Origin of the sequence: Paenibacillus sp. FSL K6-1230, from assembly GCF_038002385.1 — a bacterium.
Classification (GTDB): Bacteria; Bacillota; Bacilli; order Paenibacillales; family Paenibacillaceae; genus Paenibacillus; species Paenibacillus massiliensis.
In genome coordinates this window covers 5451102-5467635 of sequence record NZ_JBBOCK010000001.1, presented here as the reverse complement: position 1 = coordinate 5467635, position 16534 = coordinate 5451102, and the positions used below count along the sequence as shown (strand labels likewise).

General features: G+C 50.5%; 12 protein-coding genes. 11 read left to right on the top strand and 1 reads right to left on the bottom strand.

All coding sequences use genetic code 11. The annotated features are described in order from the left end of the window. Nucleotides 1–17: 17 nt before the first annotated feature. The 11 genes from MKX74_RS24185 to MKX74_RS24135 all read left to right on the top strand — a co-directional run bounded on the left by MKX74_RS24185 (nucleotide 18) and on the right by MKX74_RS24135 (nucleotide 13960). Entirely contained in the window at nucleotides 18–1412 is a 1395-nt protein-coding gene (locus MKX74_RS24185) for a hypothetical protein (protein WP_341180060.1), read from the top strand. A 52-nt stretch (nucleotides 1413–1464) separates the two neighbouring features. After that, on the top strand, nucleotides 1465–2604 hold the full coding sequence (locus tag MKX74_RS24180) for a UDP-glucuronosyltransferase (protein WP_341180059.1): 1140 nt from the start codon (nucleotides 1465–1467) through the stop codon (nucleotides 2602–2604). After that, complete coding sequence (locus tag MKX74_RS24175) at nucleotides 2604–3638, top strand: Gfo/Idh/MocA family protein (protein ID WP_341180058.1); 1035 nt, start codon at nucleotides 2604–2606, stop codon at nucleotides 3636–3638. The genes MKX74_RS24180 and MKX74_RS24175 overlap by 1 nt, the downstream gene beginning before the upstream one ends. Nucleotides 3639–3651: 13 nt before the next feature. Further along, nucleotides 3652–4956, top strand: a complete 1305-nt coding sequence (locus tag MKX74_RS24170; RefSeq protein WP_341180057.1) for a type III PLP-dependent enzyme — start codon at nucleotides 3652–3654, stop codon at nucleotides 4954–4956. A 279-nt stretch (nucleotides 4957–5235) separates the two neighbouring features. Then, nucleotides 5236–5865 carry a LysE family translocator gene (locus tag MKX74_RS24165; protein ID WP_018887904.1) on the top strand — a complete coding sequence of 210 codons (630 nt, stop codon included), beginning with the start codon at nucleotides 5236–5238 and terminating at the stop codon, nucleotides 5863–5865. 138 nt (nucleotides 5866–6003) lie between these two features. Further along, nucleotides 6004–6510, top strand: coding sequence for a DinB family protein (locus tag MKX74_RS24160; protein ID WP_341180056.1), 507 nt, complete (start codon nucleotides 6004–6006; stop codon nucleotides 6508–6510). A 381-nt stretch (nucleotides 6511–6891) separates the two neighbouring features. Beyond that, nucleotides 6892–7587: a response regulator transcription factor gene (locus MKX74_RS24155; protein ID WP_341180055.1), complete on the top strand. Its 696-nt coding sequence runs from the start codon at nucleotides 6892–6894 to the stop codon at nucleotides 7585–7587. Then, entirely contained in the window at nucleotides 7584–9134 is a 1551-nt protein-coding gene (locus MKX74_RS24150; protein ID WP_341180054.1) for a sensor histidine kinase, read from the top strand. Before MKX74_RS24155 ends, MKX74_RS24150 begins: the two co-directional genes overlap by 4 nt. 407 nt (nucleotides 9135–9541) lie before the next feature. Then, nucleotides 9542–10672: a TolB family protein gene (locus tag MKX74_RS24145; protein WP_341180053.1), complete on the top strand. Its 1131-nt coding sequence runs from the start codon at nucleotides 9542–9544 to the stop codon at nucleotides 10670–10672. 270 nt (nucleotides 10673–10942) lie between these two features. After that, nucleotides 10943–12079, top strand: a complete 1137-nt coding sequence (locus MKX74_RS24140) for a stalk domain-containing protein (RefSeq protein ID WP_341180052.1) — start codon at nucleotides 10943–10945, stop codon at nucleotides 12077–12079. A 642-nt stretch (nucleotides 12080–12721) separates the two neighbouring features. Further along, nucleotides 12722–13960: an MFS transporter gene (locus MKX74_RS24135; RefSeq protein ID WP_341180051.1), complete on the top strand. Its 1239-nt coding sequence runs from the start codon at nucleotides 12722–12724 to the stop codon at nucleotides 13958–13960. A gap of 215 nt (nucleotides 13961–14175) precedes the next feature. Here the strand turns inward: MKX74_RS24135 and MKX74_RS24130 are convergent, their stop codons facing one another. Then, complete coding sequence (locus MKX74_RS24130; protein ID WP_341180050.1) at nucleotides 14176–16443, bottom strand: alpha-galactosidase; 2268 nt, start codon at nucleotides 16441–16443, stop codon at nucleotides 14176–14178. Nucleotides 16444–16534: the final 91 nt, after the last annotated feature.

Sequence of the window (16534 nt, the reverse complement as noted above, 5' to 3'; positions counted from 1 at the left end):
TAGGGAGGGAAGAGTGAATGACACCGGATGTACCTGCACTGAAGCGCATATTTATGGGAACGTTTGAGGCGGAGGCTTATTGGAAAGATCCAGATACAGCGTCCCTGCCCACTCTGCCGGATCGGTCTGGTGCGGCGATTGTCGCCGCCATGGATGAGCTGCTGTTCTGCTTCTGTGGGCAGGAGGATGTGCTGCTTACCCGTTACGCCATGTCCCCTGTACACTGGCAGTATATATCTGGATTTGGCTTCAGGCCTGCTGTCAATGCGCATGATCTGTCCCGTGATGAAACCGTTGTGCTAGGCTCATCTGCTTCCGTCTTCGAGCTGCTCTGCCAGCGCCGGGAGGACGGTGTGCCGGGGTTGCCGGATTTGCAGGATGGCCTGCTAGCCCCGTTTGCCTACCTTCCTTACACGGAGGAAGCGGCAAAAGCGTGGGGTATCCGCCTTCATCAGCCGTCTCTTGAGACGGTCCGCAAAGTGAACGCCAAGACTTACTCCTCCAGGTTGAAAGAGCGCTTGGGACTGAGCAATCCCGGCCAGATCGTCACGAGTGCCGATGAATTGGAGCAGGAAGGGCGGAAGCTGCTAATGGAAGGCACTTTTCTGGTAAAGGATGATTTTGGCGTATCCGGCAAGGGCAATCTGCATATTACTTCACTACAAATGCTGGAACGGATCGTGGCGTATCTGAGGCAGCAGGAGCGGAAGGGGAAGAGAGTATGCTTCATATTGGAGCCTTTTCTGGAGAAGGAGCAGGATTTTTCCTGCCAATTTGTTGTGTCCGAAGCAGGTGAGGTGGATATTGTATCTGTGCAGCTGCTGGCCAATTCAAGCTTTTCCTACAGAGAGTCGCTGCTGCCTGATGCAGGATTTATGGAGATGCTGGAGGACAAGGGTTATTTTTCGTTCATGAAGGCGATTGGCAGTCAGCTGTGGGCGGACGGTTACTTCGGGGATGTGTGTGTCGATTCCATGACGCTCAGAGACGGAAGCCTTGAAGAAATTGTCGAGATCAATGCGCGGCGTTCCATGAGCCTGATCAAGCACCACCTTGATGTGTTCCTGACGGAGCGCTCGCTGCTTGGCAGCATGACCAATTATACGCTGTCCCACCAGGGGACGCTATCGTACGAGGCTTTGCTGGATAAGCTGGAGCAGGCGAAGCTGCTGTTCACGGACAGCCGTGAAGAGGGCGTGATGCCGCTGTCGGCCAATACGTTATATGTGAATACAGGGGGGAGGGATGCGCCCAATCCTGACAACGGTATGAATGGAGGCACAGACACGGGACGAAAAGGAAAAGGGCGGCTCTACCTGGCGATGATCGCCGAGAATCAGGACAGAAAGGCACAATTGACTCAGCGGCTGGAGCATTTTTTGGCTGATAACCAGTTTGCTGTATTAAATTAGCTGGCATGGGTGAACAGACATTCATATTTCGAAAAAGCTGGGAGGAAGGGAAATGAAGGTTACGATATTATGCTCTGGCTTCGGGTTGGGATTCTATACGCCCGGATTACTGATTGAAGCGGGACTGAGCAGACTTGGCATGGGTACGGCCGTTCATGTATTCGAGAATATGCTGCCAGAATCAGCGCGTACCAAGGTGGACCAGAATCGTAAAGCCTATCATGACAACTTCAAGATTGCACTGATGTCACAAAAAATCCCGCAGGATATGAGTGAATCCATTGATTCGGAAGCTTTGGAGCAGCTCCTGTCCTTATGGTGCGAGGAGGATCGACGCCATTTTATTTGCCTGTCAGGCCACTGGATGTACGTCCTGGAGGAATACCGGTCCCGGCGGAGCGGGGTTCCTCTGCACATTGAGCTGCTGTACATGGATTCTACGCCATCCCCTTCCTGGAAAAATTTAATGCGCCACCGGCCGCAATTTGCTGAAGGCTGCGGTCAGCTTACTCTGTTTGACCATGCCACAGGCAGCATAAACTGCTATATTGATGTGTCTGTTCCCCTTGTACCCTACAGGGAACGGGAGCATCGGTTGTTCATTCACGGCGGCGGCTGGGGCATGGGCACCTATCGCGACAAGCTGGACGAGCTGGAAGCCGCCGGCTATGGGCTTGATATCATGCTGTATAACGAAGACGCTCCTGACGCACAGGCCGGTAGCCGCAAATATTACCGGATGGATCCGCAATGGCGGACATGGCAGACAGGAGCGGACGGTAGACACAGCTTCCCTCCGTTTGCCGAGGTCCGCTCTGGCGAAGAAGTCCTGTACCGCAATGAGCAAGAATATCACCTGTTGTATGTGCGGCAGCGTCAGATGAAGGCCATTGTCAGCAAGCCAGGAGGGGGAACCATGACGGATTCCTTTGTATCCGCGACACCACTGATCATGCTGGAGCCTTTCGGTGCGCATGAGAAAGACAATGCAGATCTGTGGGAGGAGCTTGGATTCGGCATCCGCTACGAGCGCTGGGTCTCGGAATACGGAGGCGGTGCGGATATTCTGGAGAAGATGCATAAGGACATGCTGGAAACGAAAAAGCGGACCCCGGAATGCTCGCGGCTGCTGGCTCAGCGCCTTGGTCTGTACTCTGCGCAGACCGTTCCCGATGTGGAGGAGGGGAGCTGATGAACGCTGTCGCAGAAGCATGGGTGCCGCCTTCCCCGGCAGGAGAGCCCGTCCGGTTCGGCGTCATTGGCTGCTCGTCCATCGTCCCGCGTGCATTGCTTGAGCCGGCCCGCTATGTGGAGCATTCGGCTATTGTGGCCGTTGCGAACCGGACTGCCGCAAAAGCCGAGTTGATGGCTGAGCAGTACGGCATCCGCACGGTGCACCGGACCCCTGCAGAGTTATTAAACGACAGTGAGGTCGATGCCGTATATATTGCACTTAGTAACGATCTGCATGCGGAATGGATTGCAAGAGCGCTGATCGCAGGCAAGCACGTACTGGTCGAAAAGCCGCTATGCCTGCACACAGATGAACTGGACCTGATCGAGTCGGCCCTGCGGGCAGGTGGGCCATACCTGCTAGAAGGAGTCATGGTCAGGCATCATCCCTGGCAGGACAAGCTCCGTACTATGGTAAGCGACCGTAGCTTCGGCAGGCTACGCTCGGTAGAGACCAGTCTGTGCATCCCGGCCAAAAACGGGCATAAAGACAACTACCGGAGCCGTCTGGAGCAGGGAGGGGGCTGTTTCAGAGATTTGGGTGTGTACTGGCTGCAGTTTTTGCAGATGCTGGTTGGATTGGACGGGGCCAGCTTTCAAGGACAATCCTCCTTCGATGGGCCGGGCGGCTGTGATTGGACCTTCCAGGCGCAGGCGGAGTACACGGACGGCTTGAGGGCGACGGCCCTATGCTCATTTGAGCGACCTTACCGCTGCTCCCACACCCTGACCTTCGACGATGCGGTCGTTTCGCTGAATGACTGCTTCCGTGCGAATCTTGGATTTTATAAAATGACGCTGCGTATTCGCCGGTCCGGCGAACTGTCCGCCAAAGCCGAATTCCGGCCCATGAATTATTATGTGAATCAGCTCGATTACTTTTGCCAGATGGTCCATGGGACAGCTGTCTCTGTTCCTTTCGGGGAATCGGCAGAACGGATCAGGCTGCTGGATTCCATTTACCAATCGGCCCGCCAGAGCAGGGTGAAGTGAAGGAGAGGATTTCGTGAATCTATCCGATGATCAACTGTTGTCCGTAACACGGAGCCACAGGACCCCGTTTTTTCTATATGACGGAGATGCCTTGTACTCCCATGTACGGAGTATACTCGCCCGTCTGCATCCTTCAGTCAAACTGCATTATGCGCTGAAGGCAAACGGAAATGTCAGCATCGCTGCGCTGCTCTGTTCCCTTGGCTGCGGGGCGGAGATTGCATCGTCAGGAGAGCTGTATACAGCTCTTACAGCAGGCTATGAGCCGAAGGATATTATTTTTGCTGGGCCGGGGAAAACAGAATCCGAGCTGAATGAAGCTGCTGAGACAGGAATCGGATGTGTCAATGTTGAATCGGTTCGCGAGCTGCGGCTATTGGAAAAAGTGGCGGCACGAAGCGGTATCCATGTGCGGGTGGCCGTCCGTATTAATCCTGACGCGGATGTATCCGGGGCGACGATAAAAATGGGCGGAGTAGCCCGCCCGTTTGGTGTGGATGAATCCCAACTGGACGTTTTCTTTGCAGCTTTGCAGGAATGTAGACATATTCAATTTCAGGGCATCCAGATCTATACAGGCACTCAGATGCTGAAAGCGGAGGAGATTATTGGATCGTTCGCGAATACCGTCAGACTTGCCGGGGAGATTGGTGAGAAATACGGCCTGCCTATTCACAGCATTAATCTGGGCGGCGGCTTTGGCATTCCTTATTTTGCTCACGAACAGTCGCTCGATATGGATCAGGTACTCCAGCATCTCAACAGACTGGCGGTAGAGGCGGTGCAGCGTATGCCAGGCGTCCGTCTGATTATTGAGAGTGGTAGGTACCTGGTCGCCTGCTCCGGAGTGTATGTGACAAAGGTACTGTATACCAAAACATCGAAAGGAGAGAAGTTTGCCGTCACGGATGGAGGCATGAACCATTACGCTTCCGCAGCTTTCCGGGGCCGCAGGCTGCGCGATAATTTTCCGGTGAAGGTCTTCAGCGCACACAAGCAGCAGCCGGACGTGGATAAAGCCGGAGAGGCCAGGCAGCAGGAGGAGGAAATCACCGTCGTTGGCCCCCTCTGTACTCCCGAGGATTGTCTTGTTCGGCAAGCGAAGCTGCCACTCATCAGGGAGGACGACTACATTGTTATTCCTAATGCGGGCGCGTACGGACTCAGCTATAGCCCTGTTGATTTTCTGGGTCATCCGTCTCCAACAGAACTGCTTGCAGCCGGTGGGCAGGTATATGTGATCCGGGAACCTGGCAATGGGAAGGATGCCATGCGTCATCAGCGTCTGATCGTGCCGAATACGCTCCAGCAGATCTAGCAAGAGTACACATTCTGTATTTAAAGCAATAATTCGTATACGGTTCTTCCCTCACTATGGTGTGCAAGTAGCATTCTTAAGCCGAGTTTCTCCTAACAGGAATTCGGCTTTTTTTGCTATGTATTTGCTAGGCAGACTACCTTCGTTCCTTACCTATGTTTTGCCTGGAAAATCTCGATATGTATGCATAACATGCAAGCTCTTCTCCTATTTTCATGATAGAATGAGCTGAATTTAAAATAGACAGATAACAAGAGACAGGGATTGGAGTGGGGAACCGTGATAGGTATTACACATTTTGGACTGTTTGTGATTACGGCTCTGCTTGTGAATTTTACCCCCGGGGCTGATACCATGTATATCGTAAGTCGAAGCGTGTCGCAGGGGAAAAAGGCGGGCCTTTACTCTGTGCTGGGCATTTCTTCGGGCATCCTCGTACATACCTTTTTGGCTGCTGTCGGGTTATCACTGCTACTGACCACATCGGTTATGCTATTCACAGCAGTGAAGCTAATTGGGGCGGGATATCTGGTGTATCTGGGCATTCGCATGCTGATGCAACGCTCGTCCAGCTTCGAGCTGGCGCACAAAAAGGAAGCCTCCTACAAGAAGATTTATGTCCAGGGACTCATTACGAATGTGACCAATCCGAAGGTCGCGCTCTTCTTCATCTCGTTCATTCCGCAGTTCATTGCTCCGAACCAGATTTATGGGTCCTTGCCATTCATTATCCTGGGGCTTACCTTCGTCCTGACGGGCACACTGTGGTGCTTACTTGTGGCATTCTTCTCAGCGCTACTCACGAACAAGCTGCGGGAGAATCCGAAGGTAGAGCTGATTTTGAACAAGATTACCGGCCTGATTTTTATCGTGATGGGCATCAAGCTCTTCCAGACCAAAGCTGCTTAGTGAGACACGCTTGAATGCGCCTTTTTGGAAACATCTTTCTGATTCCGATATAATAATAAGGCATGTCTTTCTAAAAAAATGTGTTGAATTAGGAAATTCGCGTGTGTTGAAGCTTATAATTAGAGGAGAGTGTGACAGATGTATACGACTATTAATGGATTTTTGAACGATTGGAAGCAGGAAGCTGCGTTTACGCTGCAAGTGCTGGACAAGCTGACGGACACCTCGCTGAGCCAGGCGGTATCGAATGAGCAGCCTCGTACGATTGGCGAAATTGCGTGGCATATCGTGCAGAGCGTACCTTTTTTTGTGAATCAGATCGGATTTCAACAGGAGGTTCCAGCTCCTCAGGAAGGCTCCGCATCAGCAATCGCACAAGCGTATCGCCGCGCAAGCGAGGCGGTAGTTGCGGAATTGAGCGCACATTGGGCGGATCAGGATGACAAGCTGCCACAGCCGATCAAATTGTTCGGCGTCATTGACACGACTGTCGCTGGCGTGTTGAACACACTTGTTCGCCATCAGATTCACCACCGTGCCCAACTCACGATCCTGATGCGTCAGGCAGGGCTGGTAGCACCGGGTATATACGGGCCGAACGAGGAAGAGACGGCAGCCATGAAGGCGGCGCAAGCCAAGTCGTAGTGTTGATAATCAAGATTAAGTCTGCTGCTCTAAGTGAAGCGGCAGGCTTTTTTTAACGAGTGACCATTCGCTTGTTGAAGTAATCCCTACTGTCATAAAAATTGAACGACGTTAATGATTAAGCTCCCAAGTTATTAAGGCGTTTAATTGAAGGTACACCGCTAAAAGGACAGATGACAGTTCATCTGTCTTTTGCTGTTCATTCATGAGTGCATCGGATTTGCTCCGTTGTTCTATGGGAATTATTATAGTACTGTTAGTGACACTACTATAAGCAGGATTCAAAAATTCAGAGTTGCAAGGACCCGGAGCAGTAACTAATTCAGCATATTTATATACAAAAATACATTCAACGAAATTCCAGCAAAAGGGGGAGTGTACGTGATCAAGGTGCTTGTCGTAGATGATGAAGCTAGTATCTCCAGTGCCATTGCTTATGCGCTAGGCCGGGAAGGCTTCACGGTCGAGACGGCTGCAGACGGGGAGGAGGCATTAAGAAAGGTTGCGGCCTTCCACCCGGAGGTCATGGTACTGGATGTGATGATGCCGAAGCTGAACGGATATGAGGTATGCAAAAGGCTGGATGACAGCAATAGACCAGCCGTCATGCTGCTGACGGTCAAGAATGACATTGTTGACAAGGTGCTGGGACTTGAGCTGGGAGCGGATGATTATATGACCAAGCCGTTCGATATTCGTGAGCTAATAGCCAGAGTCAAAGCCTTGGCCAGACGTAGCCACCGCCAAGAGCCTCCTGCATCAGAGGCGACTGTTGAGGGACGCATTGAGCTTGGTACGCTGTGGATTGATGTACCGAGTCGTACAGTAAAGGTAGCCGGACAGGAGCTGGAGCTGACGCCGAAGGAGTTCGACCTGCTGACTCTGCTCGCGGGGCACCCCGAGCGGGTGTATACAAGGGAGGCATTACTGGAGCAGGTATGGGAGATGGACTTCGCTGGAGGTACACGTACCGTAGACATCCATGTGCAGCGTCTGCGTAAAAAGCTAGGGGAGCAGCAAGAGCTCATTCAGACAGTTTACGGCATCGGCTATAAAAGCAAGAGGCTGCCTACATGAGCGGCTCCGGCCATCCTTCAGCATCCTCATCACGTTTGCAGCGTAGGAGATGGCTTCATATTGGTCTGAAAGGCAAGATTGCTCTGCTGCTGGCCCTGCTGCTAGCCTTCGTCATTCTACTGCTCAGCATCCTGGTGCTAGCGGGCATCCGTGATGATCAACGGACCCGCATGGAGCAAAGTCTGGCCCACCAAGCGGATGCGGCCAACCTGCGTGTGCGTGAGGCCTATCTGACTGGCAAGCGCGTAACACCAAAGGCTTTCATGGAGCAAAGTGGTCAGCGTCTGGCTGTGGATCTGGGTGGGCAAAGTGGTATGGCGGTGACATTATACGATCCGGACGGTAGCTTTGCAGGCACATCCTTGCCGATTCAGCCGCTAACGGATGTGAAGGCCGCACTCAGGCATACAGCTCAAGGACAGTCAGCGTATATAACCCAGGGTGAGCAGCTGCTGTATCTGGCACCGTTATACAATGTGGATGAGCTGCTCGGCACGGTGCAGTTCCATTATTCGCTCAAGGAGCAGAATGATTTTTACAGCCAGATTAAGCAACTCTTCATGGGGATCGGGGCGGCTGTTCTGGTGGCAGGCTTTCTGATCGGGTACGTGTATGTCTGGCGACAGGTGCATGTACTGGGCAGGCTGAATCAGGCTGCGCGAGATATTGGGCAGGGTCGTTACTTGAGCGAGCCTCCAACTCAGCGGAATGACGAGCTAGGTGAGCTGGCACAAGGCATCTATGATATGAGCGGCCGGATCTTCTCCTATGTCAGCGAGCTGAATGAGGAGAAGCAGAAGCTGCTTGCTGCCATTATCCGCCTGCAGGAGCTGGAGCAGCAGCAAAAGCAATTTATCGGGAATATCAGTCATGAACTGAAGACGCCATTGACGTCGATTCTTGCTTATTCGGATCTGCTGGACATGTATAGCGATGATCCGGCACTGCTGGAGCATGCGCGTACCCAGATTGGCAAGGAGGCAGAACGGCTTTATGCGCTAGTCGAGAAGGCATTGCAGCTATCTGCAATGGATGTCTACGAATTTGAGACGAATGCTTCCCGAGTGGAGATTCGGCCTTTGCTGGAGGAGGCGTTGAATCGGTTGCATATGAAGGCAGAGCAGCGTGAAATCTTCTTGACTTCGGCATTAAATGAGGATACGGCCTGGGTGGATCGTGATAATGTCATGCATATGGTAGTCAATTTGCTGGATAACGGAATCAAATATAATCGGCCTGGCGGGACGGTCAAGCTGTCCAACCGTTCAGTGATCACTGACTCCGGCGAGCGAAGCGTGATCATCGAGGTCGAGGATACAGGAATCGGGATACCACAGGAGCTACAGGAGCGGATTTTCGAGCCATTTTACACCGTGAGCGATGATCGTTCCCGCGATACCGGGGGGACAGGACTAGGTCTTCCTTTGGTGCGAAGCCTGGCAGCGAAGCAGTACGGATCAGTGAGGCTGGTTGCCTCCGGGCCTGACGGCTCACATTTCATGGTTACTTTACCCGGTGATCCTCCGTTTGATCCAGAGGCTCACTAATGTATCCCATTGCTGCGCCTTGTCAATGTGTCCTGTTGCTGTGCTGCCGCTTCTGTTACAAGTTCGATACAAGCTGGATATGCTTTGGAGACATCGCTCCATTATTATCGAAGCAAGCAGCAAGCTTAACAGAGGTCGACAGGGCTAGGGCTCCCCGCTTGCAGCGGCTCTATACTTATATTTATATATTAAGGGAAGTATCAACTTACTGAGGATAGTGCCAGCCTATGAGAAGGCAGCATTGAAGGTAGCTTCATGCCAGAAGAATGCATTGTATTGTATACATTAAGCATATTAGGGCAGGAGTACCTTTGGACATGATGAAGGATGCAAGTGAAGTGATGAAGACTACGACCTAAGGAAGCATGAAATAGGAAACTGGAGGATGGAGAAAGGGGGGAATCCATATGAAATCCATACTTGTCATGCTCAAGCTGGGGGCGGCCCTAACGTTAATGACAGGACTGATAGGATGTGCAGCTGCTCAGTCTCCATGGGGACAAGCAGATCAGAATGCCCCCAAGGGACAAGGGCAATTGACGGTTGTGGAGGGCTCTGGTCCGAAGTCAGAGCAGGGGATTGTGGTAAAAGCCATTCATCGGCTGGAGGGGGCCAATATTGAGCAGTGGTTATCCGATGATGAGCTGCAGATTAGCCTGACCAAGCTGCTTAAGCCAGGTACAGCGACAGAAGAGCCGAAATATGAATATAGCTCCCAGAAGGTCAATTTGGACAGCAATGAACAGACTGCGATTACAGACCAGGCAGATTCAAATATAGTTCGCAAGGTGCAGGTTTCTCCAGATGGTCAGTATAGCTTCATCCAGCAATGGCAAGATAAATATACTGCACGTAATTTTATCGAGAATCGAGGCACGGGCCAAGTTACAGAACTTCATGAAGAGAACTATTTGGAGCAGGGGAGTTGGTTGAACAACGACACCTATGTGCTTGCAGCAGGCTCGATGCAGGGGCCCGGCCCGATTCTCTCCATTCATGTGGATGGTACGATTACGCCATTGCCACTTCAGGACCCGGAGCTAGATAACTTTACGAGCTTTGGGGCAGGACAGGACCGGATTTATTATACCGATAACAAGAGAGTCTTGAAGCAGATACAACCTGGTACTGTACAGCCGACCGAGCTGTTAAAGAATGTAGTGAATTTTGAATTGTCCCCGAATGGCAAGCATCTTGCTGTAGAGACGACTCCTGTACCGGGGCAAGTGGGTAGTGAGCTGCGCATGTTCGACGGCAATGGTAGTGCGGAGAGTATATTGATCGCCAAGGGAGATCTGATTCCTTACATCGCGTGGTCTCCAGACTCTACCAAGCTGGCTGCAGCTCTGTATACCGAGGATTCAAGGGGGATGAACGGGGTGTATATTCTGGATTCGGACTCTGGCAAGGTCTCGCCAATCGGGCTGAATTATTTTCCACAGTTCCCATTACGCTGGAACCCGTCTGGTACGCGTCTTGGTGTGACCATTGATGGTCAGGATGGGCTGCCAATGACGCAGATTATTGATTTCAAATGAGTAAGTGGTCGAGTGAGCAATTGAAGCTGTTGTGGCTGAGCTGGAGTGCAGGTGCATTCCATTACGCCGCGCGGCTTCTTTTTTTATAAATAATAGATACAAAAACAAGCTCATACATCAGCGTATAAGTGTTACAAGTTCGATACAAGCTGGATATGCTTTGGAGATATGGCGGTTCTATACTAAGTTCATCAGGAAGGAACAACAAGCTACAGCATAACAATCACATGACTTCCGCCATTGGCGGCATAGACAAAGGAGAGAATTGATATGAAGAAGAACAACGTAAAGAAATCCATTACAGCGTTGATGGTAGTAGGCATGACCTTAACAGGGGCAGCGGGTGTATACGCTGGAACCAACCTCCAGACGATTCAAGCGTACGTGAATAACAAGATCAGCTTCAACGTGAAAGGGTCTGTATTCGAGCCAAAAGACGCTAACGGAAAGCCATTGGCACCCATCCTGTATAATGACACCACATATCTGCCTGTTCGTGCACTATCGGAGGCATTGCAAGCGCCAGTATCCTACGACAGCAAGACAGGAGTCATTACGATTGGCGCACCTACGAGCGGCGTACCTGGGAATGGAAATGGAGATGGTCAGACAGACACATGGGTGAAGCCAAGCTATACAGCCGCCCAACTGGAAGCCATTCAAAAGGCTTTCGCAGGCTTTGACGGATTCGAGACGGCCTATGCACCACAGTTGATCAAGAAAGGTGATGCGCTGCAAAAAATAGTCGCAACGGATGATGGAGTGAACTTCATCTTCGCACAAATGACGGTTAACGTATCTCCACGGGATTATTCCGCAGGCTACACAGGTACTGAAGTGACATGGTCGAACGGTCATACAGGAAAATGGTACACCCCAAGCGATACAGCTATGCTGACCGTGAAGCAGGATGACCGTTATGTAACGCTTAGCTCCCCGAATGGTAAGCTGAGTAAAGCAGAGCTGGAGAAGATAGCTGCGAATGTAATGAAGGTGAATAGCTCTCAAGCGGGTACGGTGCAGCTGAGTGAGCTGAAGTATACCGAGGCTCAGCGTAAGGCCATTAAGGCGGAGTTTGCAAAATTTGACGGCTTCAAAACAGCGTATGCACCTATGCAGATGGCAAAAGGCGACACGTTCCAAAAGGCAGCCGCCGGCGGAGACGGCGTGACCTTCCGCTTTCAACATATGAATGTAAGTATCTCACCACGAGACTACTCCTACGAATATGATGGTAAGAATGTGACACTTTCCAATGGTGTGAAAGCTAAATGGTACACGCCGAGCGATACAGCCATGCTTACCTTCGAGTTGGATGATCGTTACGTGACGCTTAGCTCCCCGGATCATAAGCTTAATCAGGCACAGCTGGAGCAGATCGCCGTAGGCGTGGCCAAATTGAAATAAGACGGATTTTCGTTGGCCCAACGTGTATTTAATGCAGGATAGATAATATCAGATCAACAACCGCCAGCATGAAAAACTGGCGGTTGTTTAAAATGAAAGTAGCCCATACACTCACTTTAATGTAAAATATAGATAGAAATATAAGTCAATTTAACGAGGTGGGAATGATGATGAAAAAACATCGTACCGTGTATATAGCTTTAGGCACTTTGTTTCTTTCTATTATCTTCATTTATGGAAACTCAGCTACGACTAATCAACAGCCTGTTGGATCAATAATGGTTCCTCTGTAGCTTTAAATGATGGCTACATTCCAATTGAAAACAATCTTGATCAGGATAATCCGCTGGTAGTTCCTATCACCGATGAAGAAAAAGCTCCCGTTCAACTGCTACCGAATTATAAGCAAGAAGATACTCCACGGATTAAACCTTTACCATCCGAATAGTTGTCTGAACAGCCTTTTGCACAGGCTGTTTTTTTGTCAGGAAGCGTGTGTTCTCATTTCTCAAAGTAGCTGCTCATACGATCCCACTTTATATAAATCTATACGCAAAGGCAATTTCCATGTGAAAATCGTTCTTGTAAAGTGGCATGGAAGTAACTAAATTTCGAAACCCAACTGTTTGAAAGAGGAAAGTTATGAAAATCCAAGCTCACAAATTATTCTATTCCATCAGCTTTTTGCAATTTTTTATGAGTGAAATTACAGGGACGACATTAATTCTCTTTCTTCTTTTCAAGGGTTTGTCTTTAGAGATGGCTAATTACTTACTTGTGATTTTATTTCTAAGTGTGTTCTTGTTAGAGGTTCCTACAGGTGCGATATCGGATAAATACGGACGCAAGATATCTATGCTGTTAGGGCTAGTGTGTTTTATGATCTACAGTGTATTGTTCGTAATGTCCGAGGATATGTGGCTACTGATGATCGCGCAGGTTTTTGGAGGATTGGCTATTTGCTTACAGTCTGGTTCGTTGGAATCCTGGGTGGTTGAGCACAGTGATCGTCCGATAGAAACACTATTCACGAATGCTAATAGCATCCGATATATCTCGGGTATCCTTTGCGGATTACTCGGTGCTGCATTAGCCAGTTACAGCTATGCACTTCCGTGGTTTATCAGCATGATTTCAATCGTAGTAACTTTTATTCTGGTTGCGGGTTTTATGATAGAGCATCATGTGGAGAAACGTCGGCAAAGCAGCCTTAAGCTTACGGATATCGTTAAAGAAAGCATCCACATAGGGATGAGTAATAAGGCTATTTGGATCGTCTTCCTCATTGGTGTGTTCATCAGCTTCTCTAATTCAGCAGGGAATACCTTTCAACAACCACGATTGGTTGGTCTGTCTGGAGAAGGGGTCTGGATTATGGGGATGATTAAAGCAGGCTATTCATTGTGTATGACGTTAGGCAGTCTTTTGGTCCAGCGTCTGTATCGGAAGTATCAGGATGTTACCATTCTTATTTTTTCGTGTCTGATGTTGGGCATATGGTTATTTGCAGCTGGTGTGTTTAATACATTTTACCCGGTATTAGTGACCTTTCTGATTTACGAAGTAGGGCGGGGAATGTACCCGGCAGCTAAGCAAATCTTCTTGAATAAAAGAATCAGTAATGAGTACCGTTCTACGCTGCTATCTCTGGATTCGGCTATTTCCCAGTTGGGAATGTGTATTGGACTTGTTGTCACAGGAATCATCAGTCGCAATTTCTTGGACCTGTCATCCGATCAAGCACCTATTCGTTTGTCGTGGATTATTTGTGGCTTAATAGCGATTGTACCGGTTTTTTTCTTGTTGTATCATTCCAGATCAGCAAGAGAGAGCCATTCAGCGGAGTCTGCCACTAAGATACCCGGCAAAGAAACGTTCTAAGAAAGCTTATTATACACAATGAGGCTCTATCATATTAAAAATAGGCTGTAGTACAACAACAAAAGTAGCCCGTTATCGAGGAAATCCTCTTTAACGAGCTACTTACTGTTTATATTGCTATTCAGATGCCAGCTAGCTACGTCTATGATGACTTCGTTTGACTTGTCTCACTTCATCTGACTTCATTTTTTGCCGATGCAATGTCTCGAATTCGTTTACTCTACAGCGCGCAGACGGAAGGTCAGACTGGCGAAGTCGCCTTGGAGATCGGAAGTGACCAGACCAATTCGCATCAGCTGATCGCCGCCAAAGCTCTGTCCACCAAAAGCTTCAGTAAATGTAGCAGTCTCGCTACTAGCATCAGTAGCGGAATCAGCAGGAATATGCGCTACACCGGATTCAAGACGATATTTCTTGTTCGGGTCCAGTCCCTTGAGCGTCAGGCGACGGATCGGCCCGTTGGCCTCCGCCAGTACACGGAAGAAGGCCACGAATGCCTCCGATTGGTCCTCATTCACGAACATCCACGCTGTACTGCCACGTCCCTCGAACGGGCTGAGAAGACGGTGCATATCGCCCTGCTGTACGAGAGAACGAATCTCCTTGTATTGGGCAACCTGTCTTGCAGCCAGAGCCTGGTCCTCAGCAGACAGTGCGGTCAGATCAAGCTCATAGCCGAAGTTACCGCTCATGGCGACGTCGCCGCGCATCGTAAGGGAGGTGATACGGTGCACCTGATGGTTCGGCACATTCGATACGTGCGCACCCATCGTACTGGCTGGATATACGATACTCGTGCCGTACTGGATTGCGAGACGCTCAATCGCATCGGTGTCATCGCTGGTCCAGGTCTGCGGCATATAATACAGCATTCCTGGGTCAAAACGTCCACCACCACCGGAGCAGCTTTCGAACAGAATATGCGGGAAGCTGGTGGTCAGACGCTCCAGGAGATCATACAGTCCAAGCATATAACGGTGTGCCGTCTCCTGCTGATGCTCACGGGAGGCAGACGCCGAGGTGACTTCTGTCATGTTGCGGTTCATATCCCACTTCACATAGGTGATTGGGGCCGATGAGAAGACAGCGCTTAGCGTATCGTACAAATAATCGATAACGTCCTTCCGCGACAGATCTAGCACGAGCTGGGAGCGGCCTTCTGTACGACGACGGCCTTCAGCGTGCAGGCACCAGTCCGGATGCTGGCGGTACAGCTCACTTTCTGGAGAGACCATCTCAGGCTCTACCCATAGGCCGAACTGCATGCCCTTATCGTTGACACGCTTGGCAAGATCAGCAAGACCTCCCGGCAGCTTGCGCCGATCCTCGAACCAGTCTCCGAGGGAGCTGTCATCATTGTCGCGTTTGCCGAACCATCCGTCGTCCAGAACGAAGAGCTCGATGCCAAGCGGGCTTGCTGCTTCGGCAATCGCCTCGATCTTGTCAGCATCAAAATTGAAGTAGGTCGCTTCCCAGTTGTTGATCAAAATCGGACGTACCTCGTCTCTGTGGTTACCGCGGCACAGGCGAGTCCGATACAGGCGGTGATAGGTGCGGGACATGCCGCCCAGTCCTTGGTCAGAATAGACCATTACAACCTCAGGCGTCTGGAAGGACTCTCCAGAAGCAAGCTGCCATGAGAAATCAAATGGATTGATACCCATGCTCACCCGTGTCTGACCAAATTGCTCGACTTCGGCTTGGGCGACAAAGTTGCCGCTGTACACGAGGCTGAACCCGTATACGTCACCGACATCTTCGGTGGCGTCTGGACGGAGCAAGGCCAGGAAGGGGTTCATCTGATGGCTGCTGGAGCCGCGACGGCTCTCCAGACGCAGCGCGCCAGGACCGAGCTCTCTCCGCTGAATATGACGCTCACGTACCCACGCACCTGGCAGGTAGAGAGCCTCGTACTGGGAATCGCTGAAATCAATGGATGCGCTCATAGCCTCATCCAGCTGGATTGACCCATTACCGTTGTACTCGAAGAAAGTCGAGCGTGTAACCGCGCTATGATTGGCAAAAACGGTGTATAGCAAAGTTACCTTGAGGCCAGAATAATCATCCTTAAGCTCCAGATAGAGCGTTGTAGCTTCCTCATCTGCTTCCGTATAGACCGCAGGAAGTCCAGTCAGCTTGGGTTTGCCCGCTTCAATCCGATAGCCGCTGTATTTCAGCTCGGTAATTCTGCTGCCATCCGCAAGCTTCACTTGATAAGCAGGCTGGCGGAAATCGCTGGTGCCATACTGCGGATACTCCTGAGGAAGCGTGTCGAGCGAGATGTTGCGATTCGCAGGCACCGGATTCGGCGAGAAGGAGCAGCGCTCACGCAGCTCCACTATGTGGGCCAGACTGGTGTCATGATTCAACTGTGCACCCCAATACAGATGGGCAGGGTAGCCTTCAATGATCTGGAACAGATAGCTGCTGTCCTTGGATTGCAAATGGAACAAGCCTAGTGTCTCGTCTACATAAATATTCATCAGATTCACTCCCGATTTTTTATAGTCTGGTTGTGACGCCATCATTACATTCGTAGCGTTACATTCTTACCGAACATTCGTATCATTACAT

Bases quoted from the DNA above. Each gene is read 5' to 3' on its own strand.
- MKX74_RS24185 (WP_341180060.1), top strand. From the start codon at position 18: ATGACACCGGATGTACCTGCACTGAAGCGCATATTTATGGGAACGTTT.
- MKX74_RS24180 (WP_341180059.1), top strand. From the start codon at position 1,465: ATGAAGGTTACGATATTATGCTCTGGCTTCGGGTTGGGATTCTATACG.
- MKX74_RS24175 (WP_341180058.1), top strand. From the start codon at position 2,604: ATGAACGCTGTCGCAGAAGCATGGGTGCCGCCTTCCCCGGCAGGAGAG.
- MKX74_RS24160 (WP_341180056.1), top strand. From the start codon at position 6,004: ATGTATACGACTATTAATGGATTTTTGAACGATTGGAAGCAGGAAGCT.
- MKX74_RS24150 (WP_341180054.1), top strand. From the start codon at position 7,584: ATGAGCGGCTCCGGCCATCCTTCAGCATCCTCATCACGTTTGCAGCGT.
- MKX74_RS24145 (WP_341180053.1), top strand. From the start codon at position 9,542: ATGAAATCCATACTTGTCATGCTCAAGCTGGGGGCGGCCCTAACGTTA.
- MKX74_RS24140 (WP_341180052.1), top strand. From the start codon at position 10,943: ATGAAGAAGAACAACGTAAAGAAATCCATTACAGCGTTGATGGTAGTA.
- MKX74_RS24135 (WP_341180051.1), top strand. From the start codon at position 12,722: ATGAAAATCCAAGCTCACAAATTATTCTATTCCATCAGCTTTTTGCAA.
- MKX74_RS24130 (WP_341180050.1), bottom strand. From the start codon at position 16,443: ATGAATATTTATGTAGACGAGACACTAGGCTTGTTCCATTTGCAATCC.